The following is a 26,659-nucleotide window of genomic DNA, read 5'->3' as shown; positions in this document are numbered from 1 at the left end:
TGGTTAGGTGTTAAAGTATGAACGAAAAGAATATTATATTAACAGCAAGGGTCGTGAGTATGGTTCTCACACCATTCTATTTACCCGTTGTGGGCATATTGGCTATCTTTACATTTAGCTATCTTAGTATGTTCCCATGGCAGGCAAAGTTCTCGTATGTCTTTTTGGTTTATGCCTTCACAGTTCTTATCCCTACCTTACTCATCCATCTTTACCGTCAATACCACGGCTGGACACTGATACAATTAGGGCAGCGAGAGCGAAGAATGATTCCCTACGTGATTTCTATTCTCTGCTACTTTACATGCTTCTACATCATGAACATCTTGCACCTACCTCACATACTGACATCAATTCTTATGGTGGCATTGGTGATACAGATTCTCTGTGCTATCATCAACGTGTGGTGGAAGATATCTACGCATACGGCAGCTATTGGTGGTGTGACGGGGTCGCTGATTGCCTTTTCGCTGCTGTTCAACTTCAATCCGATGTGGTGGCTTTGTCTGACACTCACTGTTTCAGGCTTGGTTGGTAGCAGTAGGATGATTCTCAGACAACACTCATTAGAGCAGGTGACATCCGGATTCTTCTTGGGTCTTATCTGTTCGTTCTTTACGATTATCATCGTATAGAATGATAGACAGGCGTTCAATAGCCAAGATTAAAACAACAACCGACAGAGAATAATATCTGTCTTGATAATATTCATACACAAAAGAAATAAAGAATAAACACTTAATACATTAAGAATATGAAGCCATTAGTTAGTATTATCATGGGTTCAACAAGCGATTTACCCGTAATGGAAAAGGCTTGTAAGTGGTTGGAAGAGCAAGAGATACCTTTTGAGGTGAATGCGCTCTCAGCACATCGTACACCTGATGCAGTAGAGACTTTTGCTAAGGAAGCAAAAGGTCGTGGCGTGAAGGTAATCATTGCTGCAGCTGGTATGGCTGCTGCTTTACCTGGCGTTATTGCTGCCTCTACACCACTTCCAGTCATCGGTGTGCCTATCAAGGGTATGCTCGATGGTCTTGATGCCTTACTTTCTATCGTTCAGATGCCTCCTGGCATTCCAGTTGCTACTGTTGGCGTTAATGGAGCACAGAATGCTGCCATCCTTGCTGCAGAGATGATTGCACTCGGCGATGAGGCTATTGCCAAGAAGATTGACAACTGGAAGGCTTCCTTAGGAAAGAAGATAGAGAAAGCTAACAAGGAGTTGGCTGAGATAAAGGATTATAAGTTTAAGTGCTAAAACCTCTCCTAACCTCTTCAAGGAAGGGGAATAGTGATGAAAAACTATTAGGGTGAAGATAATCACTACTTATTGTATCTTGCTACATCCCCTCTTACTGAGGGGATGGGGGAAGTCTTCCATTATCCCAAAAGGGTTGGGGAGTTATCCCATTATAAAAATAGAATATGATAGATTTATTCAACTTTGAAAGAAGGAAGACCTCTGTCACCCATGTTGGTGCACTCAACATCGGTGGTGAGAATCCTGTACGCGTACAATCAATGACAACAACTTCCACTGATGATACGGAAGGAAGTGTTGCACAAGCTAAGCGTATCATTGATGCAGGAGGAGAACTTGTACGCCTCACAACGCAGGGAAAGCGTGAGGCAGAGAACTTAAAGAATATCAATGCACAGCTTCGTGCTGATAATTATATGACGCCGCTCTGTGCTGACGTTCACTTCAATGCCAATGTAGCAGACGTGGCTGCACTCTATGCAGAGAAGGTTCGTATCAATCCGGGTAACTATGTCGATCCAGCCCGTACATTCAAAAAGCTGGAATATACCGATGAGGAATATGCCCAGGAACTACAGAAGATTGAGGATAGACTCGTTCCTTTCATCAACATCTGCAAGGAGAACCACACCGCTGTACGTATTGGTGTCAACCATGGTAGCCTCTCTGACCGTATTCGTAATCGATATGGCGATACGCCAGAAGGCATTGTAGAGAGCTGTATGGAGTTCCTCCGCATCTTCCGTAAGTACGACTTCCATGACATTGTCATCTCCATCAAGTCATCTAACACCGTTGTGATGGTTCGTTCCGTACGCCTTCTGGTGGCTGAAATGGACAAAGAAGGTATGCAGTATCCGCTCCACCTTGGAGTTACGGAGGCGGGTGAAGGTGAAGACGGACGTATAAAGAGTGCCGTAGGTATTGGAGCTTTGCTTGCTGATGGTATCGGTGATACCATTCGTGTATCTCTGAGTGAAGAGCCAGAGTGTGAGATTCCAGTGGCTAAATACCTCACATGGTATATCCGCCGACACGAGAAACATCTCCTCATACCTGCAGAACAATATGCTGGTTTTGATTATCTCCACCCTAAGCGACGTGAAACAGTGGCTGCAGGCAACATCGGTGGTGAGAATGTTCCTGTTGTTATTGCTACTCGAAAGGCTGATCAAGCAACTGCCGAGGTATCATCACCAGAGCTACCAAAGCCCGACTATATCTATGTACAGGGTGAATTGCCTGAGAAAAGGGTAAAGAAACAGAAGTATATCCTTGATTATGATGCCTATATGGACCTTGCCAACAGTGGTAAGCAGTCCTTAGAGAACGTCTATCCAATCTTCCCTGTGACGGGAATGCCTTTCATCAGTGCGATAAACAGTGATGTTAAGTTCCTCGTCTTGAAGTTTGGTACACCTTCAGAGGAGTTCCTTGCTTGTCTAAAAACACATCCAGAGGTGGTTGTGGTATGTATGACAAGCCATCAGAACCGACTCGGTGACCAGCGTGCATTGGCGCATCAACTGATGATAGCAGGACTGAAAAACCCTATTATCTTCGCCCAGATGTATCAGCATTCAACTACCGAGGAGAAGGAAGAAAGCTGTAACAGCCAACAGGCTGAGACAACTACGGCTAAAGAGAAGTTCCAATTAGAGGCTGCAGCAGATATGGGTGCACTGATGATGGACGGACTTACCGATGGTATCTGGCTGATGAACAATGGCAACCTCTCACAAGAGGATGTTGAGCAAACGGCTTTCGGTATTCTTCAAGCAGGTAGATTGCGCATGGTGAAGACCGAATACATCTCTTGCCCAGGCTGTGGACGTACGCTCTACGACCTCCGCACGACGATTGCCCGCATCAAAGAAGCTACCAAGGGAATGACAGGACTGAAGGTAGGTATCATGGGCTGTATCGTGAATGGTCCTGGTGAGATGGCTGATGCAGACTATGGATATGTGGGTGCAGGTCCAAAGAAGGTGAGCCTCTACCGCAAACAGGTATGCGTTGAGCACAATATTCCAGAAGAAGAGGCGGTTGAGCGATTGTTGGCATTAATCAAGGCAGATCAAGAGAGATAGTGATTAAGTATGGACATATCGGGCATTTTTGTCTAATAAGTCCATCAAATCACCTTTATAAACCATTGATTTACCGATAATTATCTCCGCATGTTAAAACAAGAAAAAGTAAAAATGTAGTATAGATTCCGCTTGCTTCTTTCCTTATAAAAGACTATCTTTGCAACATGAAGGTATTGGAGGAAATAAAGAAGTATTGCCTGAGTCGCTACAACCTGTCTGTCCTTGGCGCACAGGTAGGTATTTATGCGCTCTTGGTTTCCATCTGGTCATTGGTCATTATGTTGCTTGAACACGATGTCAATGCAGCCAAGGATTCAATGTGTATCAATGCCTTCGTACTCTTCTTGTTACTGATTGTCTTCATGGTAAACTTCTATGTGCTTGTGCCTTATCTCTTTGAAGCAAAGAACAAGGTAAAGCACTGGGCATTCTGGATAATCAACCTACTGTTTATCGTTCTTTGGAATCACCACATTTTCAGCATTTATAATGCCGATTTACCCAATGCTCCAATACGAATAGGATTCTATCAGTTTGGGGTTATGTGGATGATTCTCAACTATACAATGGTGGTTGCAGCCATCTTTGTGCGTTATTATATCCGTCATAACACACTACAAAGGCAGCTAAGAGAAGAGAAACAGAAGATGACGGAAGCAGAATTAGCATGGCTAAAGAACCAGCTAAACCCACACTTCCTCTTCAACACGCTCAATAACATTGCTTCCCTTACCCAGACAAGTCCTAACAATGCTCAAAAGGCAATTGGCCAGTTATCTGAACTCCTACGCTATGCACTCTACGAGACACAGCCTAAGGAGGTGAGCCTTAATGGTGAGATAGCCTTTATCAAGAACTATATCAATCTGATGACGCTACGGTCAGGCAGCAATGTAGAGATAAAGAGCCAATTCATCATCCACAACTCACAATTGCTCATTGCGCCATTGGTATTCCTAACACCTGTTGAGAATGCCTTTAAGCATGGTATAAGTGCCAATAAACCATCGTTTATCCACATCTCCATCACGGAAGATAATGGTAAGATAGTCTTTCTCTGTGAGAACAGTAACTATCCAAAAAATGACACTGACAAGAGCGGAAAGGGCATCGGATTAGAGAATATGTACCGCCGTTTAGAACTGATTTATCCTGATAGGTATCACATCGAACAGCGTATTACTCCAGAGGTTTACCACCTCAAGATTATTATTAAGCCGTAATATAATAGTTATCATCACCTCCAACACCCAATCCCCACACATCATCACCACCCAACATTAAACACCCAACACCCAATCCCCTCAATGAGAGCAATAATATTAGGAGCTACTGGCGCAATAGGTAAAGACCTTGTCCAAGAGCTTATCAATGATGATACTATCGAACAGATAGCTATCTTCGTCAGAAGAGACCCAGGCATAAATAACGAAAAGGTAACAACACATATTGTAAACTTCGACCAGTCGGATGAGTGGAGACTCTCTGTTCAAGGCGATGTCGTATTCTCTTGTATGGGAACAACGCGCAAAGCAGCTAAGTCAAAGGAGAATCAATACAAGATAGATTATACCTATCAATACAATTTTGCTAAGATAGCAGCAGAGCAGGGTGTACCATCTTTTGTCTTAGTATCGGCTGCTATGGCTAATGCCAACTCACCTTTCTTCTATACAAGAATAAAAGGTGAATTAGAAGAAGCTATCAAAGAGCTTCCTTTCCAGCATATCTCCATCCTTCGTCCACCTGCATTAATTCGTAAGAATACTACAAGAAGCTCTGAGAAACTGTCTGTTTCTATACTGCAATTCTTCAATCAAATAGGACTCTTACAGAGCCAACGTCCAATGAAGACAGAAGTCGTTGCGCATTGTATGGTTGAACTTGCAAAAACAGAGAAGTCAGGAGTATTTGAGCCAAAGGATATTTTCAAGATTGGAGAAAGATAAACAAAGAGACAAAACACCTTATCTGCTTGCAACAAAAGAATATGATACTATACGACCGTGAACGTGCCATTCAGCGGATGAACACGCTGGCTAAGGAAGATAAAGACTTTATCTTTATCATAAATTATAAAGCCGATGGTGCATACATAGAGGAGTCTACGGACATCAATCCACATGAATTGCTTTTTGCTTTCCCAAGTCTATCTAATATCCCTGAGTGCGAAAGCTACAGCAATGAGGCTGTGGAATGGCATACCGAACCACTCACAAGAGATGACTATGAACAGCGTATCAACCTTGTCAAGCAAAGAGAGCGTGAAGGCGACAGCTATTTAGCCAACTTGACATGCAAAATTCCTGTCCGTACAAATCTTTCCTTGCACGATATCTTCATGCGTTCAAAGGCGTTATACCGCTGTTGGATGAAAGAAAAGTTCGTTTGTTTCTCTCCAGAAATATTCGTTCGTATTAACAAAGAAGGACTTATTAGTTCCTTCCCAATGAAGGGAACGATTGATGCAACACGTCCTGAAGCCGAGAAGGAACTGATGGAAAATAAGAAAGAAGCAGCCGAACACGCTACCATCGTCGACCTTATCCGCAACGACTTGAGTATCATAGCAGAGCAAGTGCAAGTGAAACGCTATCGCTATGTTGACCATCTGACAACAAACAAGGGTGAAATCCTGCAGACAAGTTCGGAGATTACAGGACAGCTTCCCATGGACTATCGTGAGAATATCGGTACACTGCTTTTCCATTTGCTCCCTGCTGGCTCCATTACAGGTGCCCCTAAGCCTCGTACAATGGAGATAATTGATGAGGCTGAGGGCTACGAAAGAGACTTTTACACGGGTGTGATGGGCTGTTATAGTAAAGGACAATTAGACAGTGCGGTGATGATTCGCTTTATTGATCAGGATAAAGACGGACAGCTTCACTACAAGGCTGGGGGTGGAATTACGGCTCAAAGCAATAACGATGACGAATATAAAGAGGTGATAGAAAAGGTTTATGTGCCAATATATTGAGACAATAAGGGTAATAGACGGCTGTGTCTGCAATCTTGCCTACCACGAACAGCGGATGAACCGCACACGTAAGGAAATGTTAGGACAGCCAGAACCGCTGCGTATAGCAGACCTTCTGCAGCCTGTTAGCTTACCCATGGAATGCTCGAAACTACGCTTTGTCTATGATAAAAAGGGCATCCACGACATCACTTGTACTCCTTATATATGTAAGGAAATCAACTCTTTACACCTTGTCTACGACAACAATATCAGCTATCCCTACAAGAGTACTGACCGATCGGCACTTAACGAACTAAAAAAACAGCAAGGTGACTGTGACGAAATACTTATTGTTCGCAACAATCACCTTACAGATACTTCCTATACTAACATTGCACTCTATGATGGAGAACAATGGTTTACACCCTCTACACCACTCCTTTACGGTACGATGCGCCAACGACTGCTCGACTGTGGACTGCTTCAAGAGCGTGAAATCATGGTCTCTGACATTCCTAACTATCAGTATATAAGCCTCTTCAATGCCATGATTTCATTGGGAGAAGTTATACTACCAGTTGATAAGATTAAGTAAACAGCGAATTATTTTCATGAAAATAATTATTTTTTTTCACGTAAATAAATATTTTTCTTCATGAAAATAAATATTTCTTTTCATGAAAATAATTCGCAAAAGGCAGTCATCTACATGACGAAAGATGAGAATGACGCTACTTATTAACTTACTTTTTACTGCTTACAGAAGTGATTTTAAAAACAATTTGATGAGTATAATAGCAACCAATATAATCACCATCAATATAAAGTTAAGAATGCGTTTCCTCTTTTTATCTCTTGTTGAATTAGAAAGATACTTACCCATATAAGCCTTATATGTCACCTCTTTTACCTCTCGTTTGTTCGTTTTCTGTAAAGCGTTATAACGACTAACAAAACGCTGATAGAGTGGGTCATCGGCTCCACGCACCATCTTCATGTAGTTCAGTTTACCCCTCAGAACAGCATTAAGAGGTACGAAATAAAGATATTCCTTTGTCTTTCCATGCTGCTGTCTGTAGCTCTTCCACGCAGCCTGACAGGCATCTTCATAGCCGTAACGCTCCCAGATATACAGCAAGGAACGGATTTCACGTACGTAACGGCGGCTTACATTCACTTTCTCCGTTACCATCAAGCCTGTTACCTCCTGCCGTCTTCCACGACGTTGCAAGTGGGTTTTCTCTTCATTCAGTCGGAAACCATAACGCTCAACGATAGTCTTTACCTGCTGTACAAGCTCTCCCTGCGGACGAAGGATGTCTGTGTCAGCACTGAAAGTGAGGTCATCAGCATAACGGGTAAAGGTAATTCCTTGTGCAGTAGCTATGCTCGCTATCTCCTTATCCATCTCCCGACAAATAAAGTTCGACAGCGTTGGCGATGTAGCAAAGCCCTGTGCTAAAACTTCTTCATTGTTCTTTGTGTGCACAGTAGCCAACCCAGAGATGAGTTTTGCAGCCAATGACGAGAAGCCAAAAGGCTCTGCCGTCAGACAGTCAGCCACCTGCTGGCGTGTAATAGTGGGGAAGAAATCCTTTAAATCAAGGTTTAGAATATAACGTTTCCCCACATGTGGACGCGCATTATCAACCACAGAACGACCACAGACAAAGCCAAACGCCCAAGGAGTAGGCTCATCATAGGTCTGAAGTAATATATTGAGTGCATTTAATATACCACGAAGACCTCCTTTCGGAGCCGTAATCTCGCGATAGCCGCCGTGCTTTTTGCGAAGTCGGAAAGTCTTACAACGTCGTTGGACATTATTGGTATCAGCTAAAAAACTTAGTTGTTTACCACGAAAGTCAGAATAATACCAAGGTAACTTCAGCTCGTTCAGCATCGCTGCAAGTTCCTGTGCATCGCTTAAATGGCGCAGTTTATTCTCAAAATCAACCTTTGTATATTCCTTTCCGTTTATTGTTCTGGTAGCCATAGTGCGTTTGTTTTAAACAAAAAAATAGGAACGCTGTAAGGGAATTACTTTTATTGTGAACCTTCGTTAACAATAAAACGATACTTCGTATCAAACTCCAGCGAATACGCCGGAAACCACTTCTAATTCTTTCAGACGTTCCTATCTGTGGCAAAGATAGATATTATAATTAAAACAGCAAAATTTTTCAACTATTAAATTATAACTGTAAAATATTTGTTGAGCCTTGGTAAAACGGTTATAAATCATTAGAAATCAAGTAATCTAATATTTTGAATGATGAAAACAAGTCTATCTTCTTTACTAAATAAAGCCTTCGAGGACTTGTATTTGTCCTCATAAAACAATACTTTTGCAAACGATAAATAAAAAATTTTATCCCTATTGTGTAGTTTTTCATTTACTACGTGCGTCTAATGAGCAAAAATCAACCTATCAACAGATGGACAACCTACAAAATGAACAAGACTTCTCACGCATCGTGAGAGAACATAAAAGCACCATCTACACCGTGTGCTATATGTTCTCAAAGGATGAAGATGAGGTGAACGACCTCTTTCAGGAGGTGTTGATAAACCTTTGGAAGGGTCTGCAGAACTTCCGAGGAGAAAGCGATGTACGCACGTGGCTCTATCGTATTAGCCTCAACACCTGCATCTCTTGTGACCGAAAGAAACGGAAACGGAAAACGATTCCACTTACGATGAACATCAATCCCTTTACGGATAGCGATGATGACAGCCGACAGGTACAGCAACTCAATCGCCGTATCAGCCAATTAGGTCCTTTCGACCGTGCTATCATCCTCCTTTGGTTGGAGAATATGAGCTATGAAGAGATTGGCGAAATCGTCGGTATCAGTACGAAGAATGTCTCAGTAAGACTATTCAGAATCAAAGAGAAACTGAAGAAAACAAGTGAAACAACAAAGGAGTAGGGGAGTAACCATTAATGAATGAGATTAGTCTTATTGGTCTTATTAGCCCTATTAGGCCAATTGGCCCAATTAGCCCAATACCCTACAAAGCTTAACAATCACATTAAAAAGAAAACTACAATGGAAACAAAGCATACAGAGTTTGAGGAAATGCGTCAGCAATTGGATATCCTCAAGAATAAACTTGACAATCAAACACTCGTCAACGATAAGCTTATCAGACAGTCAATGCTCAATAAGATGTCGTTTATGAAGAAGTACACATGGGTATCATTCTTAGTGTTACTATTTATTTATTACGGTTACAATGAAGTTCGAGTAATGTTTAACATGTCGTGGTGGTTCTACGGATTTACCGTACTCGTTATGACTTTCTGTGTTTGTTTCGATGCTTATATTAACCATGTTAATAAGAAGGAGTTCCTGAATGGCGACCTCATAGCGGCTTCCTTACAAATGCAAAGGATGAAGAAATTACGCAAAAAGTCCTTCTTATGTGGCACAATCATAATGATTATATGGACTCCTTGGTTCTTTATCGAGGCATACTATGGGTCAGATGCTGCGAAGGGAGGAGACCATACATCCATGTTCGATGGTATGCTGGTTGGCGGTGGCGTTGGCTTAATTGCCGGAGTAGCCATCGGTATATGGATATACCTCCGTATGCAACGCATTAACTCGGATATTATCAGCCAAATAGATGAACTGACAAAAGGGACAGAATAAAGAGGAATAAAGACAGAGTAACATATAAACAAAGTGCAGGGTAACATAAGAACTTATTGCTTGTTCTTATGTTACTCTGTCTCCTTTACCCGTTATTATCCTGTCTTTAACCCATTACTTTATCCTACAATACAAAATTCTAATAATAAATTTGTAGTTCAATACAAAATTACTACCTTTACCATTAAAAGATAAAGGAACCGTCATCAACATATAGGCATTGACAAGACATATCTGGAAAAGAAACACAAAACTGTAGAATAAAATCTCCTATCTATTTAAAAAGAAAGTATTATGAACCTCAAACTATTCTTTGTATTCTTATCTCTATCATGGACATTAACATCATCCGCAACGCGTCCTGACAGCATAAACAATAATCTGCAAGACTATCAATACCTTACACAGTTCACAGAAACCAACCTTGCCACTTTCCCATACATCAACAAAATGTACGGTAAAGAATACAGAAAACATAAGAAGACCATCAGAAAAAACTTGTTGAAAGGACAAGATATAGAGACAGCAACTTGCGATTATGTCTTCTGGTTCTTTTCTCAATTCGATACACATTTTATCGTTGATCGGCATAAATTCTGGCAGGAATATGACCGAAAGATTCATATTAATTACAAAGAAAAAATGGAATATAATCCCCAACCACTTACATGTATGGTTGATTCGAATACGTATTTAGTAAGAGTACCGTCTTGTGGTGGTCAGAATCCAACCTTTGCATGGGTTGACAGCGTGGCACAAGTATTTAAAAAGAGAAACTGCCCATACCTGATTTTAGACATACGGGGCAATACTGGTGGGAATGATGCTATTTGGGAACCATTCTTTGAAATACTTGCAGACCATAAACCTGACAAGGCTTGGAAAGTATTATTCAGAAGTAGTCCAGCAAATATAGATGTGCTGATGAAACAAGGGAACATAAACCTTGCTGAGAAAGCAAAGAAATCAAAGTCTCAGTTTGTGCCATTAACAGAAGAGGATGACGATGAGGAAATGACCTTCTTATCAAGCAATTTAACTAAAGTAGCAATCCTCGTCGATAGTAAAACAGCAAGTTCTGGAGAAACATTAGCCCGTTTTACTAAAGATTATTGCAATCGTGGGAAAATATATGGACAAGATAATACTAATGGGGCAAACCTGTCTGGCAATGTAACTCCTTTTAAACTTCCACATAGCGGGATTACCTGCTATTACCCTCTTTGTGTTGATGAAGATTTCGCTTTGCAAATTAAAAACAAAGAATTGGGTATCAAACCAGATGTAAAGATACCTATTCCACTTCCAACCTCTCTAAAAGACAACGTTGATACGTGGGTAATATGGGTCGCACAGCATTTAAAATTGAATTAAAACAAAATGTTGGGCTTATGTGACAAAAGTGTGCTTATTTTAGCGTCGTTTTCTCTTATGTGACAAAAATGTGCTTAAAATCTCCCATTCCCCTTTTATTTCTTAGGAGAATGGGACTTTATAAAGTCTTGGATGAAGATCTTTCTTCTTTCCATACTGATCCCCTTGTGTAGGTTCAATTTTGTCTTTAAATCTGCATTGAGTGATTCAATGGCATTGTTTGTATTTGGCATCTTCAATTCAGGGTAATCATAGTATGTCCACAATGACGACATATTCCTTTTAAGGCTCAAAAAAGCACTACGTAGAGCTTTATGAGTATAATGTGATTTTCCATCTTCTGTTGTTGTCCGTTCCTTAAGAAAATCCTCCCACTTGGTGTACCATTCCTTTAAAGCCCCAATAAAGGACTCCTTGTCCGTATGACATAACATCTTGGATAATTCAAGCAGTTCTTTTGAAGCCTCAAGCTTGGGTCTTGAAGTTAGTTTTGTCTTTATAGTCATTACTTGATGGAACTGGCATAATTGGAATTTATAATTGGGAAAAGCTTGCCTAAGTCCCTTAAAACCATCGCATACAAGCCCTTGAATGGTATACCCAAGTGACTCCAAGTAGCTTATGCCCTCCTTATAGTCTTCAAGACGTTCATGCCTATTGATAAACTTAAACCAAAGTACATCACCAGACAATGAATCCTTCATGATAACGACACCAAAATTACGTCCCCAATAGGTGGCATCCATTAAAACCACTACAGGGCGAACAAGAAGGTTGGGAAGTTCTTCTTTATAAGATTTGGTGAGTTTTCTATAAATTGTCCTGGTTGAAACTCCGTACTCCTCTGATAGATCTTTGACTGTTAGATTACCCTTGGAATAACGATTATTGACAATGGTATTGGTAAGGCGATTATGTCCAACAAAGCTCCTCTTACAGCACTTACAATACCAGCGTTGACTACCATTAAGATGACCACGTTTTATAGTCGATTTTGAGCCACAATAAAAGCAGATTTTTTGCCATAAAAATATAAATAAAACAAAGATAATGATTATTAGATAGTTACAAGGATTTTAAGCACATTTTTGTCATATAGGCCAAATGTTGCTGTCCGATAGAACTTTATCGTATCAGATTGTCGTCAGTGTTTTCTATATATTACCACAACGACAATAATACCCCTCTATTTCTGTTTTCTGCCGATGTACTGACGCCCATCACACATGGTGCGGATGGTAAACACGATTGGTGCTAATGGTTAACACCAATGGTGTTAGATACTAAATACATCGCAATAATCTATCAGGATAGAAGCAACTTGTTGTTGTCAGAAAGGCGTTGAACGACCAAAAGCAAACAAAAATTATTTGATTAGAGGGGACTTAGTTTACCAAAGATGATATGAACTCTTAAAATGGAATCTATATTGTAAAATATGCTATTTAAATTTTATCAGACAGAAATAATAAAAAAGAAAATCATTATTCCTGTCACATCTGTCAGTATTATAAAACACATATATATCTGGAAAATAAGCAATTAGTCTTAAATGTTAAAAGTGACAGCAAAATAGAATTAAAAATGTTCTTGCATATACATTAGTTCAATATTACTTCACAGTATTGTACAGCTATGAGAATTATCAGAATAACTAAGTTGGATTAGAAAAAGCAAAATCTTATTTCTATGACATGATAAAAAGACAAGGTAACAAAGGAACTAATCTGAGTTGTTCACTTTGTTACCTTGTCTTTTTTATGCTCTTTTTTCTTCTTATCAACCTACTCTTTCAATCATTATTTGAACCTACCAATTCTTGCAAGTTCTTGAAGAATTTGCAAGAATTGGTAGGTATTTGATAGATTGATTAAGCCTTACCCTTTCAATATCTTCTTAATATCATTCAGCTTATTGAGGGCTTCAACAGGTGTTAGGTTGTTGACATCAAGACCGAGGATTTCGTCACGAATCTGTGTGAGGACGGGATCATCGAGTTGGAAGAAGGAGAGTTGAACACCTTCTCTGCTCTGATCAAGACGCTCAACAGCTGCCTTACCGACACTACCCACTTGTGCATTATCCGCTTCAAGCTCTTTAAGAATGACGTTTGCACGCTTAACAATGGAACGAGGCATACCCGCTATCTCCGCTACATGAATACCGAAGGAATGCTCACTACCGCCTTTCTCCAACTTACGAACGAAGATTATCTTTCCATCCACTTGCTTAACAGAGACGTTGAAGTTCTTGATACGAGGGAAATTCTTCTCCATCTCGTTCAATTCATGGTAGTGTGTAGCAAAGAGGGTACGAGCTTGTGCACGCGAATGTTCGTGTAGATACTCTACAATTGCCCACGCAATGCTAATTCCATCGTAGGTACTTGTACCACGTCCTAACTCATCAAAGAGTACTAAAGAGCGTGGAGTGACATTATTTAGGATGTTTGAAGCCTCCGTCATCTCAACCATAAAGGTTGATTCTCCTAATGAAATGTTATCCGAAGCACCCACACGTGTGAAGATTTTATCCACCATTCCGATGCGTGCTCGTTCAGCAGGAACGAAGCAACCTATCTGTGCTAACAGTACGATGAGGGCTGTCTGACGCAACAAAGCAGACTTACCTGCCATATTCGGACCCGTAATCATCATTATCTGTTGGCGTTCTGTATCAAGCAATACATCATTAGGCACATACTGTTCACCTATCGGCAACTGTGTTTCAATCACTGGATGGCGACCCTGCTTGATGTCTAATACCTCAGAATCATCCACTACTGGGCGTACATAACGCTGCAACTGAGATACTTTCATAAACGAAAGTAGACAGTCGAGATGGGCAATGAGATTGGCATTGATTTGTATCTGCGGAATAAACTCCTGCATATCCTGTATCAACTCCATATAAAGCTGAGTCTCCAAAGCCAATATCTTCTCATCCGCACCAAGTATCTTCTCCTCGTATTCTTTAAGTTCAGGGGTGATATAACGCTCTGCCTGCGCTAATGTCTGCTTACGAATCCAATTCTCAGGCACCTTATCTTTAAAGGTATTGCGCACCTCCAAGTAATAGCCGAACACATTATTGAATCCTATTTTCAGCGAGGTAATACCTGTCTGAGCTATCTCTTTCTCTTGAATCTCTAACAGATACTGCTTTCCATTATCACGAATAGAACGCAAATCATCGAGTTCTTGGTTATAACCTAAGGCTATCACGTCGCCTTTGTTGACCAACTGTGGAGGGTCAGGCTGTATCTCTTTCTCTATTCTATCACGGAGGGACTCACAGAGGTTCAGTTGTTCTCCAATCCTCTTCAGCGTATCGCTCTTCGCATAAAGGCAAGCTGTCTTAACGGGTTGGATAGCCATAAGGGCATTCTTCAGCTGCACTACCTCACGAGGTGACACACGACCGACAGCTACCTTTGATATAATACGCTCTAAGTCGCCAATGCGATGGAACTGCTCATTGATACATTCGCGGAAATCAGGCTCTCGGAAGAGATAATCAACCACGTCTAAACGCTCATTGATAGGCTTTTCATCCTTCAGTGGGAACACCATCCAACGGCGCAACATTCGTCCGCCCATCGGCGTAACCGTATTATCAATGACATTCAAAAGCGATGAACCATCCTCATTCATTGGGGCTATCAACTCCAAAGAACGGATAGTGAAACGGTCCATACGTACGTATTTATCTTCTTCAATACGTGCTAAAGAAGTGATATGATTGATTTGTGTGTGCTGTGTTATCTCTAAGTACTGCAGAATAGCACCTGCTGCAACGACACCATTATTCAGATGGTCGACACCGAAACCTTTTAGATTCTTTGTTCCAAAATGCTTTAATAGTTTCTGACGTGCTGTCTGATCAGTAAACACCCAATCGTCCATCTCGAATGTACAAAGGCGTGTACCGAAGTAGCGTTCGAAGTCTTGTTTCTTCGCACGGTCGAAGAGTACTTCCTTTGGTTGGAAGTTACCCAATAGTTTTTCGACGTAATCAAAGGTGCCTTCACCGGTTAGGAACTCACCGGTAGATATGTCTAAGAAACTGACACCACATGACCCTTTACCGAAGTGTACCGCAGCAAGGAAGTTATTTTCCTTATAGTTCAGTACGTTATCGCTCATGGCAACACCTGGCGTGACAAGTTCTGTGATACCACGTTTCACCATCTTGTCCATTGCCGTCAGACCCTTCTTGCCTTTGATAGCCTCACGTTTCTTCTTTGGGTCTTCTAATTGGTCGCAGATAGCCACACGCTTTCCAGCGCGGATGAGCTTAGGAAGATAAGTATCAAGGGCATGATGGGGGAAACCAGCCATCTCTATCGAGTCGCCATTACCACCATTATTACGACGTGTAAGGGTAATACCGAGTATTCTTGCCGACTCCACAGCATCTTCACCATACGTCTCATAGAAGTCACCACACCTAAAGAGCATCAATGCACCAGGATGTTGTGCCTTCATTGAGAAGAACTGTTTCATCATCGGGGTAAGTCCCTTATCCTCTTTTGCCATATCTTTTACTTCCTTATTATGTCTGTTTCCTATTTTATTCTATAACTTACAAAATTACAAAAATAAGGAGGAAAGCCCAAATATTCCCTTGCTTTTCATATTGTTTTTAATATCTACTTACAGAAATAGGGATGCAAAACATTTGCATCCCTATTTAATATCTCAACAACTTTCTGTGCTGTTTATAATTATATTTATCTTTTAGTGAAGACCATTGTCTTTATCTTACCATCATCTACTAATTGTAAAATCAACTTGTCACCATCAACTTCACCCCAACCAGTATAAATATCTCGTTTAAATGATATTTTTTTACCATTTAAAACATAAGTAGCCTCACCCTCATCATGATCTTCATCAGTAGGATTCTTATCAAGATCCTCATCAACTATTATTTTAACTACTGTATTTGACTTGAATTCTAATACTGTCATTGAGGTGATTTTATCACCTTCTTTTTCAAAATTTTGCCATGTAGTACCTACAAGAGCATTAGGTGTTTCTTCCTCTTTATCTGAGGAACATGCTGTGAATAACATCATTGGCAAGAGTGCCAATAAAATAAATAAATACTTTTTCATAATTTTTAGTTGAGTTATAATTTTATACAAATGTAGTCATTATGTTCTAAGAAAACAAATGATATACAGCCTAAGACTAACTATATCAACTAATTTAACTATTTTTATATATGAAAATAAGGTTCTTCCGTTAAATGTGTAGACGCTTTTCGTATTGCTTTAACAGAAGAACCGAAGTTACTCATTAAACCCAAATCGGTCATTAGACTACAATGGTTCAGGAAAAACATTTCATTTAAGACTTCGAAAATCTGCTGATACGATTTTGAAAAATCATTACATAATTTCGAGTAAAATATCAATAAATAACGGCAAAACCACATACAAAAAGCAGCTCTGTAATCAACAGGAAATCAATTAGTTATAAAGTAGCAAAGTAAAAGGTGCTTAATTGGACTTCAAAAGGGCGTTAGTAAGGGTCTTAAAGGGCACCTTTTACAAGCCAAAAGGGCGTCTTTTAGAAGCTAAAAGGGCATGTATTAGTTTTGAACAAACTGACTATGCCTAAATTTACTTCACACTTTTCTGGTTATTGTTACTAAATTGGTTTACACATTTTTTACTTGCTTCCTGAACAGCTTTACACCCCCATGGAAACTTTACTGATTCGCTTTACATAGTCATAAATCTTGACAATGAAGTCTGAACGTGTGTAGCACATGTTCAAAGTTAGTATTTTTCCTTCAACTTACAAAATTTAATACCATGAAACGCACAGAAACCCTTATGCTACATTGCAGTGCTTTTCTCTCATTTGTCTTGGCGTAAGCATGCCGTTGCTCATATGGGGTCTCTTATTGTTGTAGAAGTCTATGATACCAGCAATAGTGCATCGTGCATCATCGAGGTTCTTCGGTCGTTTCATGTGGTAGAGCCACTCTTGCTTTATTATTCCGTTCACTCTTTCGGCGATTGCATTATCTGTAGGGTTGTAGTCTTCAGTCATGCTTATGCCCGAGTGTATACTCTCCAGCCTTGCCACGTAGGCGTTGCTGCAGTATTGAACCCCACGATCAGAGTGGTGCGTCATCAGCGAGAGATTCATACCCTGTGAATGTTCTATTGCCATGTCTAGGGCAGCAAGCGTATTGACAGCCTGCAGACTGTCAGAAAGCTTCCATCCGATTATCTCATGAGTGAATGCATCGGTTATGAGGTGAAGATAGACCACACCATCCTCAGTATCTATATATGTGATGTCTGCTACCCAGAGTTGTGCAGGACGTGTAAGAACCATTCCTTTTGCCGTGTTCTTATACTTGAAATAGTTGTGATTGGAGTTCGTGGTGTGGCGACATCTGGATGGCTTCAGCATAAGGTGATGCTTGTGCATTAGCTGGTAGAACCTGTCGCGCCCAAGCATTAAGCCAGGATAGATATCCATAAGCATGTGCAAAAGTTTCTTTGCACCTATTCGAGGAGCATCTGCACGAACATCCATTACTGCACGTACGACAATTTTCTCAGTAAGTTTACGATGCTCCCTCTTCTCTTTACTCACAGAGTAATAGCCTTCACGAGTCTTGCCAAACAGTCCACTCAGCAGCCCAATTGATAAACAAGGGTTGCTGACTCGAAGGCTGTCTACTGCTTGGCGCCAGCTTTTTTTAGCAAATCCTCACCATATTCCTTACTGCTTATCTCTATGACTTTCATCAAACCTTGATTGCGAAGTTCAGAATACTCCAAAGCTTTCTTCAAATTCGATACTTGTTCTTCAAGCTCTTCCTCACGAGTTAGAGGGACTTTCTCCATAGCTTTCTTACTACGCATAGCTTTTACTTTAGTAATAATATCATGCGACAAAGATAGCTTTTTTTCATCTAAATCATACTTTTTTTGCCATTGATAAAAGCTGGCACTATTAATGCCGTACTTACGACAGATGAAATTAATTGACACTTCTGATGAGTAATACTCACGAAGTAAAGTGAGAATAAAGTCCTCACTGAATGTTCTGTGTTTAGAATGTTTACTTCCCATTTTGAATTTTAAATGTTAAAATGATGTGAAGTAAATCTGCTATAAGACAAACCGCATAAAAATAGTTTACAAACTTCAACTAATTACTATTCATAAAACAAATTGCACGAATACTCATTGATAAAGAATATTCGTGCAATTAGCGTAATTCGTAGTCGAAAGCGAGTTATGGTAGTTTTCCTTCTTTGCCTCTTGAGCGCAGAATTGACCATACACCGAGGGCAATAAGAGGAATACTTAGTATCTGTCCCATATCGATTGGCAAACCTGCCTCAAAGGCTACCTGTATCTCCTTAGTGTATTCAATGAAGAAACGGAAGGTGAAAATGAGCGTTAGACAGAGTCCGAAATAAAGTCCTGTACCCACTTTCTTCGGATACTTCCTATATATGAAATAAATAAAAAGGAAGATAATTAAGTAGGCTATTGCCTCATAGAGCTGTCCCGGATGACGTGGTTTATCATCTACATTATAGAAGATAAATGCCCAAGGAACGTCTGTTACCTTACCAATAATCTCTGAATTCATCAGGTTTCCAAGTCGAATAAAGCAGGCTGTGATACCTGATACGATACCGAAGAAGTCAAGTACTACCCACGTATTCATCTTCGTCCTGCGAATATAAAGGAAGAGGGCAATAAGCAATCCGACTACTCCACCATGGGATGCAAGCCCTTGATAACCCACATACTTCCATGAACCGTCAGCCATTTCACGAATAGGAATAAAGATAGTCATGATTCCTTTCCAAGAAGTGAGGAACTCCTCTGGTTCATAAAAGAGACAATGACCCAAGCGAGCACCAATCAGTACGCCAAAGAAGACATAGAGGAAGAGTGGATCAAACTGTGATGGAGGGAATTTATGACGCTTAAAAAGCCACTGCATCATAAAATATCCCAAGGCAAGACCTACTAACCAACACATTCCATACCAACGAATAGGAAGGGGACCAAGCTGGAAAATCACTTCACTTGGCTGCCATGCAATATAAAGTAGATTGTTCATAGTTATGCTATTAAAAGTGAAGATAGCACCAATAATTATCCCCTCTCTGAGCAGAGAGGGGTTAAATAGGGCTATACATTAAATCTAAAGTGCATGATATCACCGTCTTGTACAACGTACTCCTTACCTTCGATGCCGAGTTTACCAGCCTCACGAATAGCTGCCTCAGAACCATATTTAATGTAATCGTCGTACTTGATGACCTCTGCACGAATGAATCCCTTCTCAAAGTCAGTATGGATAACACCCGCACACTGCGGTGCTTTCCATCCTTTATGGAAGGTCCATGCCTTTACTTCCATCTCACCAGCGGTGATGAAGGTCTGGAGATTGAGCAGATGATATGCTTTATTGATGAGTCGGCTCACACCACTTTCTTCCAAGCCAAGCTCGTCAAGGAACATTTTCTTATCCTCATAGCTCTCTAAAGAAGCGATATCTTCCTCTGTCTTAGCAGCGATAATCATTGCTTCAGCACCTTCTTCAGCTGCTATCTTCTCGATCATCTGACTGTATTCATTACCTGTCTTCGCACTTGATTCGTCTACATTGCAAACGTAAAGTACAGGTTTTGTTGTCAAGAGGAAGAGGTCGTGCGCTGCTTGCTGTTCTTCCTTGCTTTCAAACTCAACGCTACGAGCATTCTTACCCTGCTCTAACACTTCCTTATAAGCCTCCAAGACAGATACCATTACCTTAGCATCTTTATTGCCTGCAGCAGCAACTTTCTGCTGTTTAGCAAGCTGTGCCTCGATGGTTTCAAGGTCTTTGAGCTGCAACTCTGTATCGATAATCTCCTTATCTTCAATCGGGTTGACTGCCATACCACCCTCACGTACCACGTTATCGTCCTCGAAACAGCGGATTACATGAATGATAGCATCGCACTCACGAATATTACCAAGGAACTTGTTACCCAATCCTTCACCCTTTGAAGCACCCTTAACAAGTCCTGCGATGTCAACAATCTCACAGGTAGCAGGTACGATTCGTCCTGGATGAACAATCTCAGCGAGCTTATTCAAACGCTCGTCTGGAACGGTAATTACGCCGAGGTTCGGCTCAATCGTACAGAAAGGGAAGTTAGCTGCTTGTGCTTTGGCACTGCTCAAGCAGTTGAAAAGTGTAGACTTACCTACGTTTGGCAGTCCTACTATACCACATTTTAATGCCATATCTTAAATAAACGTTTATTTTTTTGTCCAAAAATAAAAGCTAACGAGCGCAAAGGAAGTTTCCTTTCTCTTTATCGTATGCTGCTTATTTTCTGCAAAATTACATAATTAATTCGATATAAGCGAGAAGAAGTGGAAATAAGGTAAGATTCAAGTCAACTCAATCTCTACTCTATTATACGATTATAGGGGCATAACGCCTGTGTTACGTTATACCCCTATAAGTAGGAGGTAGAATTCTATATAAACCTTTATAAGAACCTATCCTTTATATATATAAGATAAGAACTTACCTGACTTTTTGCTATTTTATCTCTGATGTAATCGGACTATTGATACCCTTCATAGAAACAAGGAAAGCCTTTGCTGAACCAAACTTCAAACTCATATCAAGACGAACAGGGATATGATTGCTGTCATCCGTTACATAGAAACTAGCTATTTCGCGCCATTTATCATCCTCATATTCATAATAAGTGAGACGCAAACAACGATACTTATGATTATTGTCGGCCTTAATATTCTCCTTACCACCATAAACTATACGAGCAGCATGACGGCTATTTCCATCTACAATAGGGAACTTCACTACCTCACCTTTCTTCCAGTTCTCTGGATTGAAACTACGTGCACGAAGGAAGATACTCATCATATCGAATGAACAATCATCGTATGTATTCTCCATCCATTGATGTTTTCCTTCGTTGTTGATTCTATGTTGGCGTAGCTTACACCTACCATTTGGATAAGAGTAGAACACCTCATCCACCGTATATCGCTTTCCTTCTCTTGCTCCTTTACGGAAGTAGAGTGGTTCCATCTGTTTAGAGTTGTAGGTAAGCAACGTATCACGCAGTACAAAATAATCGTCAAGCTTACCATTACCACGTGTTGTCAACGAAGCCCGATAAGCTGGAATACCTTTATAAGTAGAAGAGACCGTGTACCAAGAAGCTGTACCTGCCTTTACCCAAATAAACTTCCAATTATAATAAAGGTTATATGTAAGGTACTCACCACTACTGAAAGCCGTATTTCGGAATGTACACTGTGCAGATGCACTAACTGCTATCATTGCAAAGAGACAAACTATATAAATCTTCAATTTTTTCATATTCTCCGTTTTATCCGTTCAACTTTAATATTATTCTCTATTTCTCTTTTAAAAGAAAAAAGAATGTTTTAGTATGATGGGCTGTGGATTAGTGCAGAACTTTTTACCTGTTTTCTTGTCAGAATAGTTATCAAACTTAGAGGTTACTTTATTAACAAGTTATTCTCATATTTACAGTTTGATATTCAGGTATTATACTGAGTTATCCACATTATCCACAATTGATGCAAAGATAATAAGTTTATATCTTTTTTAACATGAAAGTTGTGTAAAACTTCTCTAAAACTGCATTAATAACCTTGTGGATATCCACATATAACCATATTCTTCTATTGCCTTGTGGATATCCATAGAGTTATAAAATAGTTATGAACATAGTTTTCCACAGAGTTATCAACAGTTATGAAGATAGAATATATACTTTATAAATCATGCTTTATATTAATTTTGTTAGTGTTGATGCTCAACACATAGTGTGCGGAGGTTTCTGAACACTAAACGAATTAGATTACTAAATGTAATTAAAAAGTAGATGGTGCCTTTCATATTTATAGTTCGTATTTTAGATAAAAAGAAATTCACAATTCAGAATTAAGATTACTATTTATTGGTAATGTTATGTTTAGGATTCTCCCTTTCATAACAGCCAAAATAAGTAATCATAATTATGAATTGTGAATTATGAATTCTGAATTAATAATGAATTAAGACTACAAGTCATCAATCAATGCAGTACTCTTGGCATAAGCAGTACTCTTAGCTTCGAAGAAGTCGGTCTTTACCATGTTGGCATTTGAATACTGACTAACCCACTTCATATTCTCTGGTTCCTTCTGGTTGTCATCATAGAGGAAGCCGAAGCCAAGTCCTGACCAGCGGAGATTGCCCAAATAACGGATATAATCAGACACCATCTGAGCGTTAAGACCCTGCACATCGTTGCCGATAACATATTGCCCCCATGCTATCTCCTGACGTACACCCTCACGCATCATATCCTCATAAACCTTTACTTTCTCTGGAGTAAACATATCAGGTTCCTCTTTCTTCAGCTCAAGAATAATGCTACGGAAGAGCCATAAGTGTGTATTCTCATCTCGGTTGATATAGCGAATCTCCTGTGCAGAACCCGACATCTTACCATTTCGGCTGAGATTATAGAAGAACATAAATCCGCTGTAGAAGTAGATACCTTCAAGGATGAAGTTAGCAATAAGCGTCTTCATCAAACTGAACTTATCTCTTTTCTCATGGAACTCATTGTAGCAGTCGCCAATAAACTTATTACGGTTCAAGAGATGCTCATCGGTCTTCCACTGATAAAGAATATCGTTACGCTCTTCAGGACTACAAATCGTATCGAGCATATAGCTATAACTCTGACTATGGATACACTCTTGGAATGCCTGAATATGCAAACAGAGGTTTACCTCGTTTGCAGTGATATACTCACTAAGGGTTGGGAGGTTATTGCTCTGAAGCGAATCAAGGAAAACAAGGAAGCTCAGAATCTTATCATAGGCTGTACGTTCAGCCTTTTCAAGACGTGGATAGTCCTTAAAGTCTTGTGAAAGATTGATTTCTTCTGGAATCCAGAAGTTATTCATTGCTTGTCTGTACCAGTCACTTACCCATGAATACTTCATATTATTGAAGTCATTCAAATTAGTAGTATTGCCACCAATCATTCGTCTCAAGCGCAATTCTATATCGCCTGAAGGATTGAATAAGGTATTACGTTTTAATTGATTGTCCATTATTTCTTATATATTTATTCTATCATTCTTCTAGTATTTATCAAGAGAAGTAATCATAATTATGAATTATTATGATGAGCAGCTCTCACACTCTTCTACCTCTAATGACTTACTACGCACATAATAGATAGTCTTAACACCCTCTTTCCAAGCAAGTAAGTAAAGGTCGAGTATCTGACGCATTGTGAAGTCATTGGTGATATAGAGGTTCATACTCTGTGCCTGGTCAATATGACGCTGACGTACACCAGAAGCTCGAACACTCCACTTCTGGTTGATAAGATAAGCACTCTTATACATCCAGTAAGTCTCATCTGAAAGCTCAGGAGCGACACGTGGGAGCATACTTCCCTTCTTCTCTTCCAAGAAGAAACGCTTCATGATAGGGTCTAAACCGGCTGTTGTACCTGCAATAATACTTGTACTGCTGGTTGGTGCGACTGCAAGTAGATAAGCATTGCGCATACCCTGCGATGCAACTGTCTTACGAACATCTTGCCATTCAGCACTATCATAACCACGCTTATCAAAGTAAGCACCCGTCTGCCAGTCACTTCCCTCAAAGAATTGATAGCTTCCCTTCTCCTTAGCAAGATTTGAGCTAGCAAGGATAGCTGCTCGGTTGATAGTCTCGAACACCTTATCCATAAACTGCAGATGCTCTTCACTCTCCCATTTGATGCGACGTTTAGCAAGAGCATGATGATATCCGCTAATACCCAAGCCAATAGAACGATAACGCTGGTTCGTTAGCTCTGCGTAAGGAATAGGGTAGAAGTTAAGGTTGATAACGTTATCAAGAGCACGAACAACGGTTGCTACCTTTTCTTTCATTTTCTCCTCATCTTCCAATGGAAGTCTTCCAAGTGAAAGACTTGCCAAGTTACATACTACTAACTCACCTGGACGAGTAGTCGTAACAACAACAGTATCACCATCTTTTGTCTCTATTTCCTTAGATACGGTCTCAATAGGAGCCATATTCTGAGCAATCTCAGTACAGAGATTAGAGCAGTAAATCATACCCTTATGACCGTTAGGATTAGCTCTGTTTACTGTGTCACGGTTGAATGTAAATGGTGTTCCAGTCTCAACAGCAGAACGAAGAACCAATCTAATTATATCCTTAATGCTGATGACACGTCGAGAGATACGCTGGTCGTTGACACAATCAAGATACTTACGTTCCCACTCTTCTCCATAACAATCCTCAAGACAATAACCCTTGATACGCATAATCTCGTTAGGACAAAAGAGTGACCAGTTCTGATTTATGTCTTCCTCTGCCATTTTCCAGAATAAGTCTGGATAGCAGATTGCAGGGAAAATATCGTGTGCCTTCATACGGTCATCACCGTTGTTGGTACGAAGTTGTAGGAACTCTGGTAGGTCTTTGTGCCATACATCTAAGTAAACGGCAACAGCACCTTGGCGCATTCCCAACTGATCAACAGCTACAGCAGTGTCATTAACAAGTCGCATCCAACGGATAACACCACCTGCAACACCCTTAAAACCACGAATATTACCACCCGTAGCACGTACCTTACCGAAGTACATACCCATACCACCACCAAACTTGCTCACCTGTGAGAAGTTGTCCAAGCTACGATAGATACCATCCAAACTATCTGGTACGGTATCAATGAAGCAACTTGAAAGCTGATGACTTGGCTTACGCGCATTAGAAAGGGTAGGTGTTGCCATCGTTACTTCTAACTTACTGAGTGAGTCATAGATACGACGTACCCATATAAGACGGTCATCCTTCTCTGGCATAGCAAGATGAAGCGCAATACCAAGGAACATTTCCTGTACACGCTCAATCACCTTACCAGAATAATTCTTTATAACATAACGTTTTAGAAGGAGATCAAGACCAGAATAATTAAGGAGTTTATTGCGTTCAAGATCAATGAAGGTAGCAGCCTCATTGATTTCTTCTTCGCTATAGTTCTGAAGAATATAGTCACCATAAAGTCCTTCTTCGGTCATATACTTAACCTTACGATAGAAGCTTTTGAGTCCCAATTCTTCTTCCAAACGAGTGATTTTCTTTTCAGAACGATAAGAAAGAATACGTGCTGAAATCATCTCCCATGCTGGGGCTTCAGGTGTTGTCAACTCCACAGCTGCCTTGATAAGTGCTTCGATAGCATCCTTCTGTGACATACCTGGCTTAGTGAAACTGGCAAACTTCTCCTGAAGTGTCACCATACTATAAGAACGCTCGCGGTATTCTCGGGCTACACTATGCAATACATCAGCCAACTCACGATCGTCTGCTGACCACGCAATGTAGTTGATAGCCTGTCGTTGCTCATTACGTTGATAACGGAAGAGGATGTAATTCTTCGCTTCATCGTAATAACCATGTGCCATAAGACACTTCTCCACACGGTTCTGGATATCCTCCACAGTACGCAGTTCAGGGTTCTCGGTGATGAACTGCTCTACTTCGCTGACCATTCCGGCTATCTCACTATCTGAAACATCCTTTCCGGTGCTGATAAAACTCTTTTTAATGGCTATTGAAATCTTTTCGTTATTATAGACTTCTACTTCTCCATTACGTTTTGTTATATTCATTACTAGTTTTATAAAGTTTTCCTTTTTATTCTACTTTGACCCTCTATTGAGATTTCCTTATTTATGCATAACTAACATGTTATTAGTTATTTATGCATTTTAATAGGCTTTCGTATGGACAAAGTTAAGAAAAAAAAGTGAGATGATAGTTATACAAAACGGAATATTTTGAGAACAAATTTACTTTTAATTGTTTCCCAAAATATAAAAGAATTAAGTGTTTTTTTTTGTTTAATATTGTAATAATTTTAGCTATTCAAAATCTTTATTTACAGCTTACAAAAAGCATTTATTTCGCTATCTAAAATTATAGTTTATGGCTTTATCAAATGAAATAAATGCCTATCACTATTCTCATAAAATTTGATTTCTTATTTTTGTTATTGTTTCTTTAATTTCTTTTGTCTATTTATTGCGAATTATTCTCATAAACATAATTTCGCTAAAGACAATGATTAGAAGAATAATGATAGAGAAAGTAAGGAGAAAAGTAAGCCGATTGAGAGTTTATTAATACTATTATTGTTTTTAAAAATACCCCTTATTGTTCCTTGATTG

21 protein-coding genes are annotated in these 26,659 nt (G+C 39.9%); 10 read left to right on the top strand and 11 right to left on the bottom strand.

The window, feature by feature from the left end; genetic code table 11:
* Window positions 1-17: 17 nt before the first annotated feature.
* From J4856_RS12855 to J4856_RS12825, 7 genes are all read left to right on the top strand, one after another.
* A complete protein-coding gene (locus J4856_RS12855; RefSeq protein WP_025838381.1) occupies window positions 18-635 on the top strand; it encodes a membrane protein in 618 nt (205 codons plus the stop codon).
* 119 nt (window positions 636-754) lie between these two features.
* Entirely contained in the window at window positions 755-1,261 is a 507-nt protein-coding gene (purE, locus tag J4856_RS12850; RefSeq protein WP_025838380.1) for a 5-(carboxyamino)imidazole ribonucleotide mutase, read from the top strand.
* A gap of 167 nt (window positions 1,262-1,428) precedes the next feature.
* Entirely contained in the window at window positions 1,429-3,354 is a 1,926-nt protein-coding gene (locus tag J4856_RS12845; protein ID WP_025838378.1) for a 4-hydroxy-3-methylbut-2-en-1-yl diphosphate synthase, read from the top strand.
* A gap of 167 nt (window positions 3,355-3,521) precedes the next feature.
* The gene (locus J4856_RS12840) at window positions 3,522-4,580 is read left to right on the top strand and encodes a sensor histidine kinase (RefSeq protein WP_025838377.1); all 1,059 of its coding nucleotides are present in this window, start codon (window positions 3,522-3,524) and stop codon (window positions 4,578-4,580) included.
* An 84-nt stretch (window positions 4,581-4,664) separates the two neighbouring features.
* The gene (locus tag J4856_RS12835) at window positions 4,665-5,306 is read left to right on the top strand and encodes an NAD(P)H-binding protein (RefSeq protein ID WP_025838376.1); all 642 of its coding nucleotides are present in this window, start codon (window positions 4,665-4,667) and stop codon (window positions 5,304-5,306) included.
* Between the two features lie 41 nt (window positions 5,307-5,347).
* Complete coding sequence (locus tag J4856_RS12830; protein WP_025838375.1) at window positions 5,348-6,337, top strand: aminodeoxychorismate synthase component I; 990 nt, start codon at window positions 5,348-5,350, stop codon at window positions 6,335-6,337.
* Entirely contained in the window at window positions 6,321-6,914 is a 594-nt protein-coding gene (locus tag J4856_RS12825; protein WP_025838374.1) for an aminotransferase class IV, read from the top strand. The genes J4856_RS12830 and J4856_RS12825 overlap by 17 nt, the downstream gene beginning before the upstream one ends.
* A 162-nt stretch (window positions 6,915-7,076) precedes the next feature.
* Here J4856_RS12825 and J4856_RS12820 read toward each other — a convergent pair whose 3' ends face one another.
* A complete protein-coding gene (locus J4856_RS12820) occupies window positions 7,077-8,315 on the bottom strand; it encodes a reverse transcriptase family protein (RefSeq protein WP_025838373.1) in 1,239 nt (412 codons plus the stop codon).
* A 442-nt stretch (window positions 8,316-8,757) separates the two neighbouring features.
* On the opposite strand from J4856_RS12820, the gene J4856_RS12815 reads away from it, so the two are divergent.
* From J4856_RS12815 to J4856_RS12805, 3 genes are all read left to right on the top strand, one after another.
* The gene (locus J4856_RS12815; RefSeq protein WP_025838372.1) at window positions 8,758-9,252 is read left to right on the top strand and encodes an RNA polymerase sigma factor; all 495 of its coding nucleotides are present in this window, start codon (window positions 8,758-8,760) and stop codon (window positions 9,250-9,252) included.
* 120 nt (window positions 9,253-9,372) lie between these two features.
* Window positions 9,373-9,981, top strand: coding sequence for a hypothetical protein (locus J4856_RS12810; protein ID WP_025838370.1), 609 nt, complete (start codon window positions 9,373-9,375; stop codon window positions 9,979-9,981).
* Window positions 9,982-10,275: 294 nt separating this feature from the next.
* Window positions 10,276-11,355, top strand: coding sequence for a S41 family peptidase (locus J4856_RS12805; RefSeq protein ID WP_025838369.1), 1,080 nt, complete (start codon window positions 10,276-10,278; stop codon window positions 11,353-11,355).
* A 95-nt stretch (window positions 11,356-11,450) separates the two neighbouring features.
* Here the strand turns inward: J4856_RS12805 and J4856_RS12800 are convergent, their stop codons facing one another.
* From J4856_RS12800 to J4856_RS12755, 10 genes are all read right to left on the bottom strand, one after another.
* The gene (locus J4856_RS12800) at window positions 11,451-12,371 is read right to left on the bottom strand and encodes an IS256 family transposase, variant Zn-binding type (protein ID WP_428842426.1); all 921 of its coding nucleotides are present in this window, start codon (window positions 12,369-12,371) and stop codon (window positions 11,451-11,453) included.
* An 861-nt stretch (window positions 12,372-13,232) separates the two neighbouring features.
* Window positions 13,233-15,893 carry a DNA mismatch repair protein MutS gene (gene mutS / locus J4856_RS12795; RefSeq protein ID WP_025840001.1) on the bottom strand — a complete coding sequence of 887 codons (2,661 nt, stop codon included), beginning with the start codon at window positions 15,891-15,893 and terminating at the stop codon, window positions 13,233-13,235.
* Between the two features lie 194 nt (window positions 15,894-16,087).
* A complete protein-coding gene (locus J4856_RS12790) occupies window positions 16,088-16,474 on the bottom strand; it encodes a fimbrillin family protein (protein ID WP_044081363.1) in 387 nt (128 codons plus the stop codon).
* A gap of 724 nt (window positions 16,475-17,198) precedes the next feature.
* Window positions 17,199-18,020, bottom strand: a complete 822-nt coding sequence (locus J4856_RS12785; RefSeq protein ID WP_262502766.1) for an IS3 family transposase — start codon at window positions 18,018-18,020, stop codon at window positions 17,199-17,201.
* Between the two features lie 38 nt (window positions 18,021-18,058).
* Window positions 18,059-18,457 (bottom strand): transposase, encoded by a 399-nt coding sequence (locus J4856_RS12780; RefSeq protein ID WP_025840005.1) that lies wholly within the window; start codon window positions 18,455-18,457, stop codon window positions 18,059-18,061.
* Between the two features lie 166 nt (window positions 18,458-18,623).
* Window positions 18,624-19,466, bottom strand: coding sequence for a prolipoprotein diacylglyceryl transferase (lgt, locus tag J4856_RS12775; protein ID WP_025837486.1), 843 nt, complete (start codon window positions 19,464-19,466; stop codon window positions 18,624-18,626).
* A 71-nt stretch (window positions 19,467-19,537) separates the two neighbouring features.
* Window positions 19,538-20,641: a redox-regulated ATPase YchF gene (ychF, locus tag J4856_RS12770; protein ID WP_004358965.1), complete on the bottom strand. Its 1,104-nt coding sequence runs from the start codon at window positions 20,639-20,641 to the stop codon at window positions 19,538-19,540.
* Between the two features lie 304 nt (window positions 20,642-20,945).
* Entirely contained in the window at window positions 20,946-21,755 is an 810-nt protein-coding gene (locus J4856_RS12765; RefSeq protein WP_025837483.1) for a DUF3108 domain-containing protein, read from the bottom strand.
* Between the two features lie 710 nt (window positions 21,756-22,465).
* Window positions 22,466-23,512, bottom strand: coding sequence for a ribonucleotide-diphosphate reductase subunit beta (locus tag J4856_RS12760; RefSeq protein ID WP_025837481.1), 1,047 nt, complete (start codon window positions 23,510-23,512; stop codon window positions 22,466-22,468).
* A 69-nt stretch (window positions 23,513-23,581) separates the two neighbouring features.
* Window positions 23,582-26,101, bottom strand: a complete 2,520-nt coding sequence (locus tag J4856_RS12755) for a ribonucleoside-diphosphate reductase subunit alpha (protein ID WP_025837479.1) — start codon at window positions 26,099-26,101, stop codon at window positions 23,582-23,584.
* Window positions 26,102-26,659: the final 558 nt, after the last annotated feature.

Source organism: Prevotella scopos JCM 17725 (assembly GCF_018127785.1).
In the GTDB taxonomy this organism is placed as follows: Bacteria; Bacteroidota; Bacteroidia; order Bacteroidales; family Bacteroidaceae; genus Prevotella; species Prevotella scopos.
Note: the sequence above shows the minus strand (reverse complement) of the source record. Positions and strands in the feature narration are given on the sequence as shown.

Bases quoted from the DNA above. Each gene is read 5' to 3' on its own strand.
- mutS (WP_025840001.1), bottom strand. From the start codon at position 15,893: ATGGCAAAAGAGGATAAGGGACTTACCCCGATGATGAAACAGTTCTTC.
- J4856_RS12765 (WP_025837483.1), bottom strand. From the start codon at position 21,755: ATGAAAAAATTGAAGATTTATATAGTTTGTCTCTTTGCAATGATAGCA.
- J4856_RS12830 (WP_025838375.1), top strand. From the start codon at position 5,348: ATGATACTATACGACCGTGAACGTGCCATTCAGCGGATGAACACGCTG.
- J4856_RS12810 (WP_025838370.1), top strand. From the start codon at position 9,373: ATGGAAACAAAGCATACAGAGTTTGAGGAAATGCGTCAGCAATTGGAT.
- ychF (WP_004358965.1), bottom strand. From the start codon at position 20,641: ATGGCATTAAAATGTGGTATAGTAGGACTGCCAAACGTAGGTAAGTCT.
- J4856_RS12805 (WP_025838369.1), top strand. From the start codon at position 10,276: ATGAACCTCAAACTATTCTTTGTATTCTTATCTCTATCATGGACATTA.
- J4856_RS12855 (WP_025838381.1), top strand. From the start codon at position 18: ATGAACGAAAAGAATATTATATTAACAGCAAGGGTCGTGAGTATGGTT.
- J4856_RS12845 (WP_025838378.1), top strand. From the start codon at position 1,429: ATGATAGATTTATTCAACTTTGAAAGAAGGAAGACCTCTGTCACCCAT.
- J4856_RS12755 (WP_025837479.1), bottom strand. From the start codon at position 26,101: ATGAATATAACAAAACGTAATGGAGAAGTAGAAGTCTATAATAACGAA.
- J4856_RS12825 (WP_025838374.1), top strand. From the start codon at position 6,321: ATGTGCCAATATATTGAGACAATAAGGGTAATAGACGGCTGTGTCTGC.
- J4856_RS12760 (WP_025837481.1), bottom strand. From the start codon at position 23,512: ATGGACAATCAATTAAAACGTAATACCTTATTCAATCCTTCAGGCGAT.
- J4856_RS12780 (WP_025840005.1), bottom strand. From the start codon at position 18,457: ATGGGAAGTAAACATTCTAAACACAGAACATTCAGTGAGGACTTTATT.
- lgt (WP_025837486.1), bottom strand. From the start codon at position 19,466: ATGAACAATCTACTTTATATTGCATGGCAGCCAAGTGAAGTGATTTTC.
- J4856_RS12815 (WP_025838372.1), top strand. From the start codon at position 8,758: ATGGACAACCTACAAAATGAACAAGACTTCTCACGCATCGTGAGAGAA.
- J4856_RS12835 (WP_025838376.1), top strand. From the start codon at position 4,665: ATGAGAGCAATAATATTAGGAGCTACTGGCGCAATAGGTAAAGACCTT.
- J4856_RS12820 (WP_025838373.1), bottom strand. From the start codon at position 8,315: ATGGCTACCAGAACAATAAACGGAAAGGAATATACAAAGGTTGATTTT.
- purE (WP_025838380.1), top strand. From the start codon at position 755: ATGAAGCCATTAGTTAGTATTATCATGGGTTCAACAAGCGATTTACCC.
- J4856_RS12790 (WP_044081363.1), bottom strand. From the start codon at position 16,474: ATGAAAAAGTATTTATTTATTTTATTGGCACTCTTGCCAATGATGTTA.
- J4856_RS12840 (WP_025838377.1), top strand. From the start codon at position 3,522: ATGAAGGTATTGGAGGAAATAAAGAAGTATTGCCTGAGTCGCTACAAC.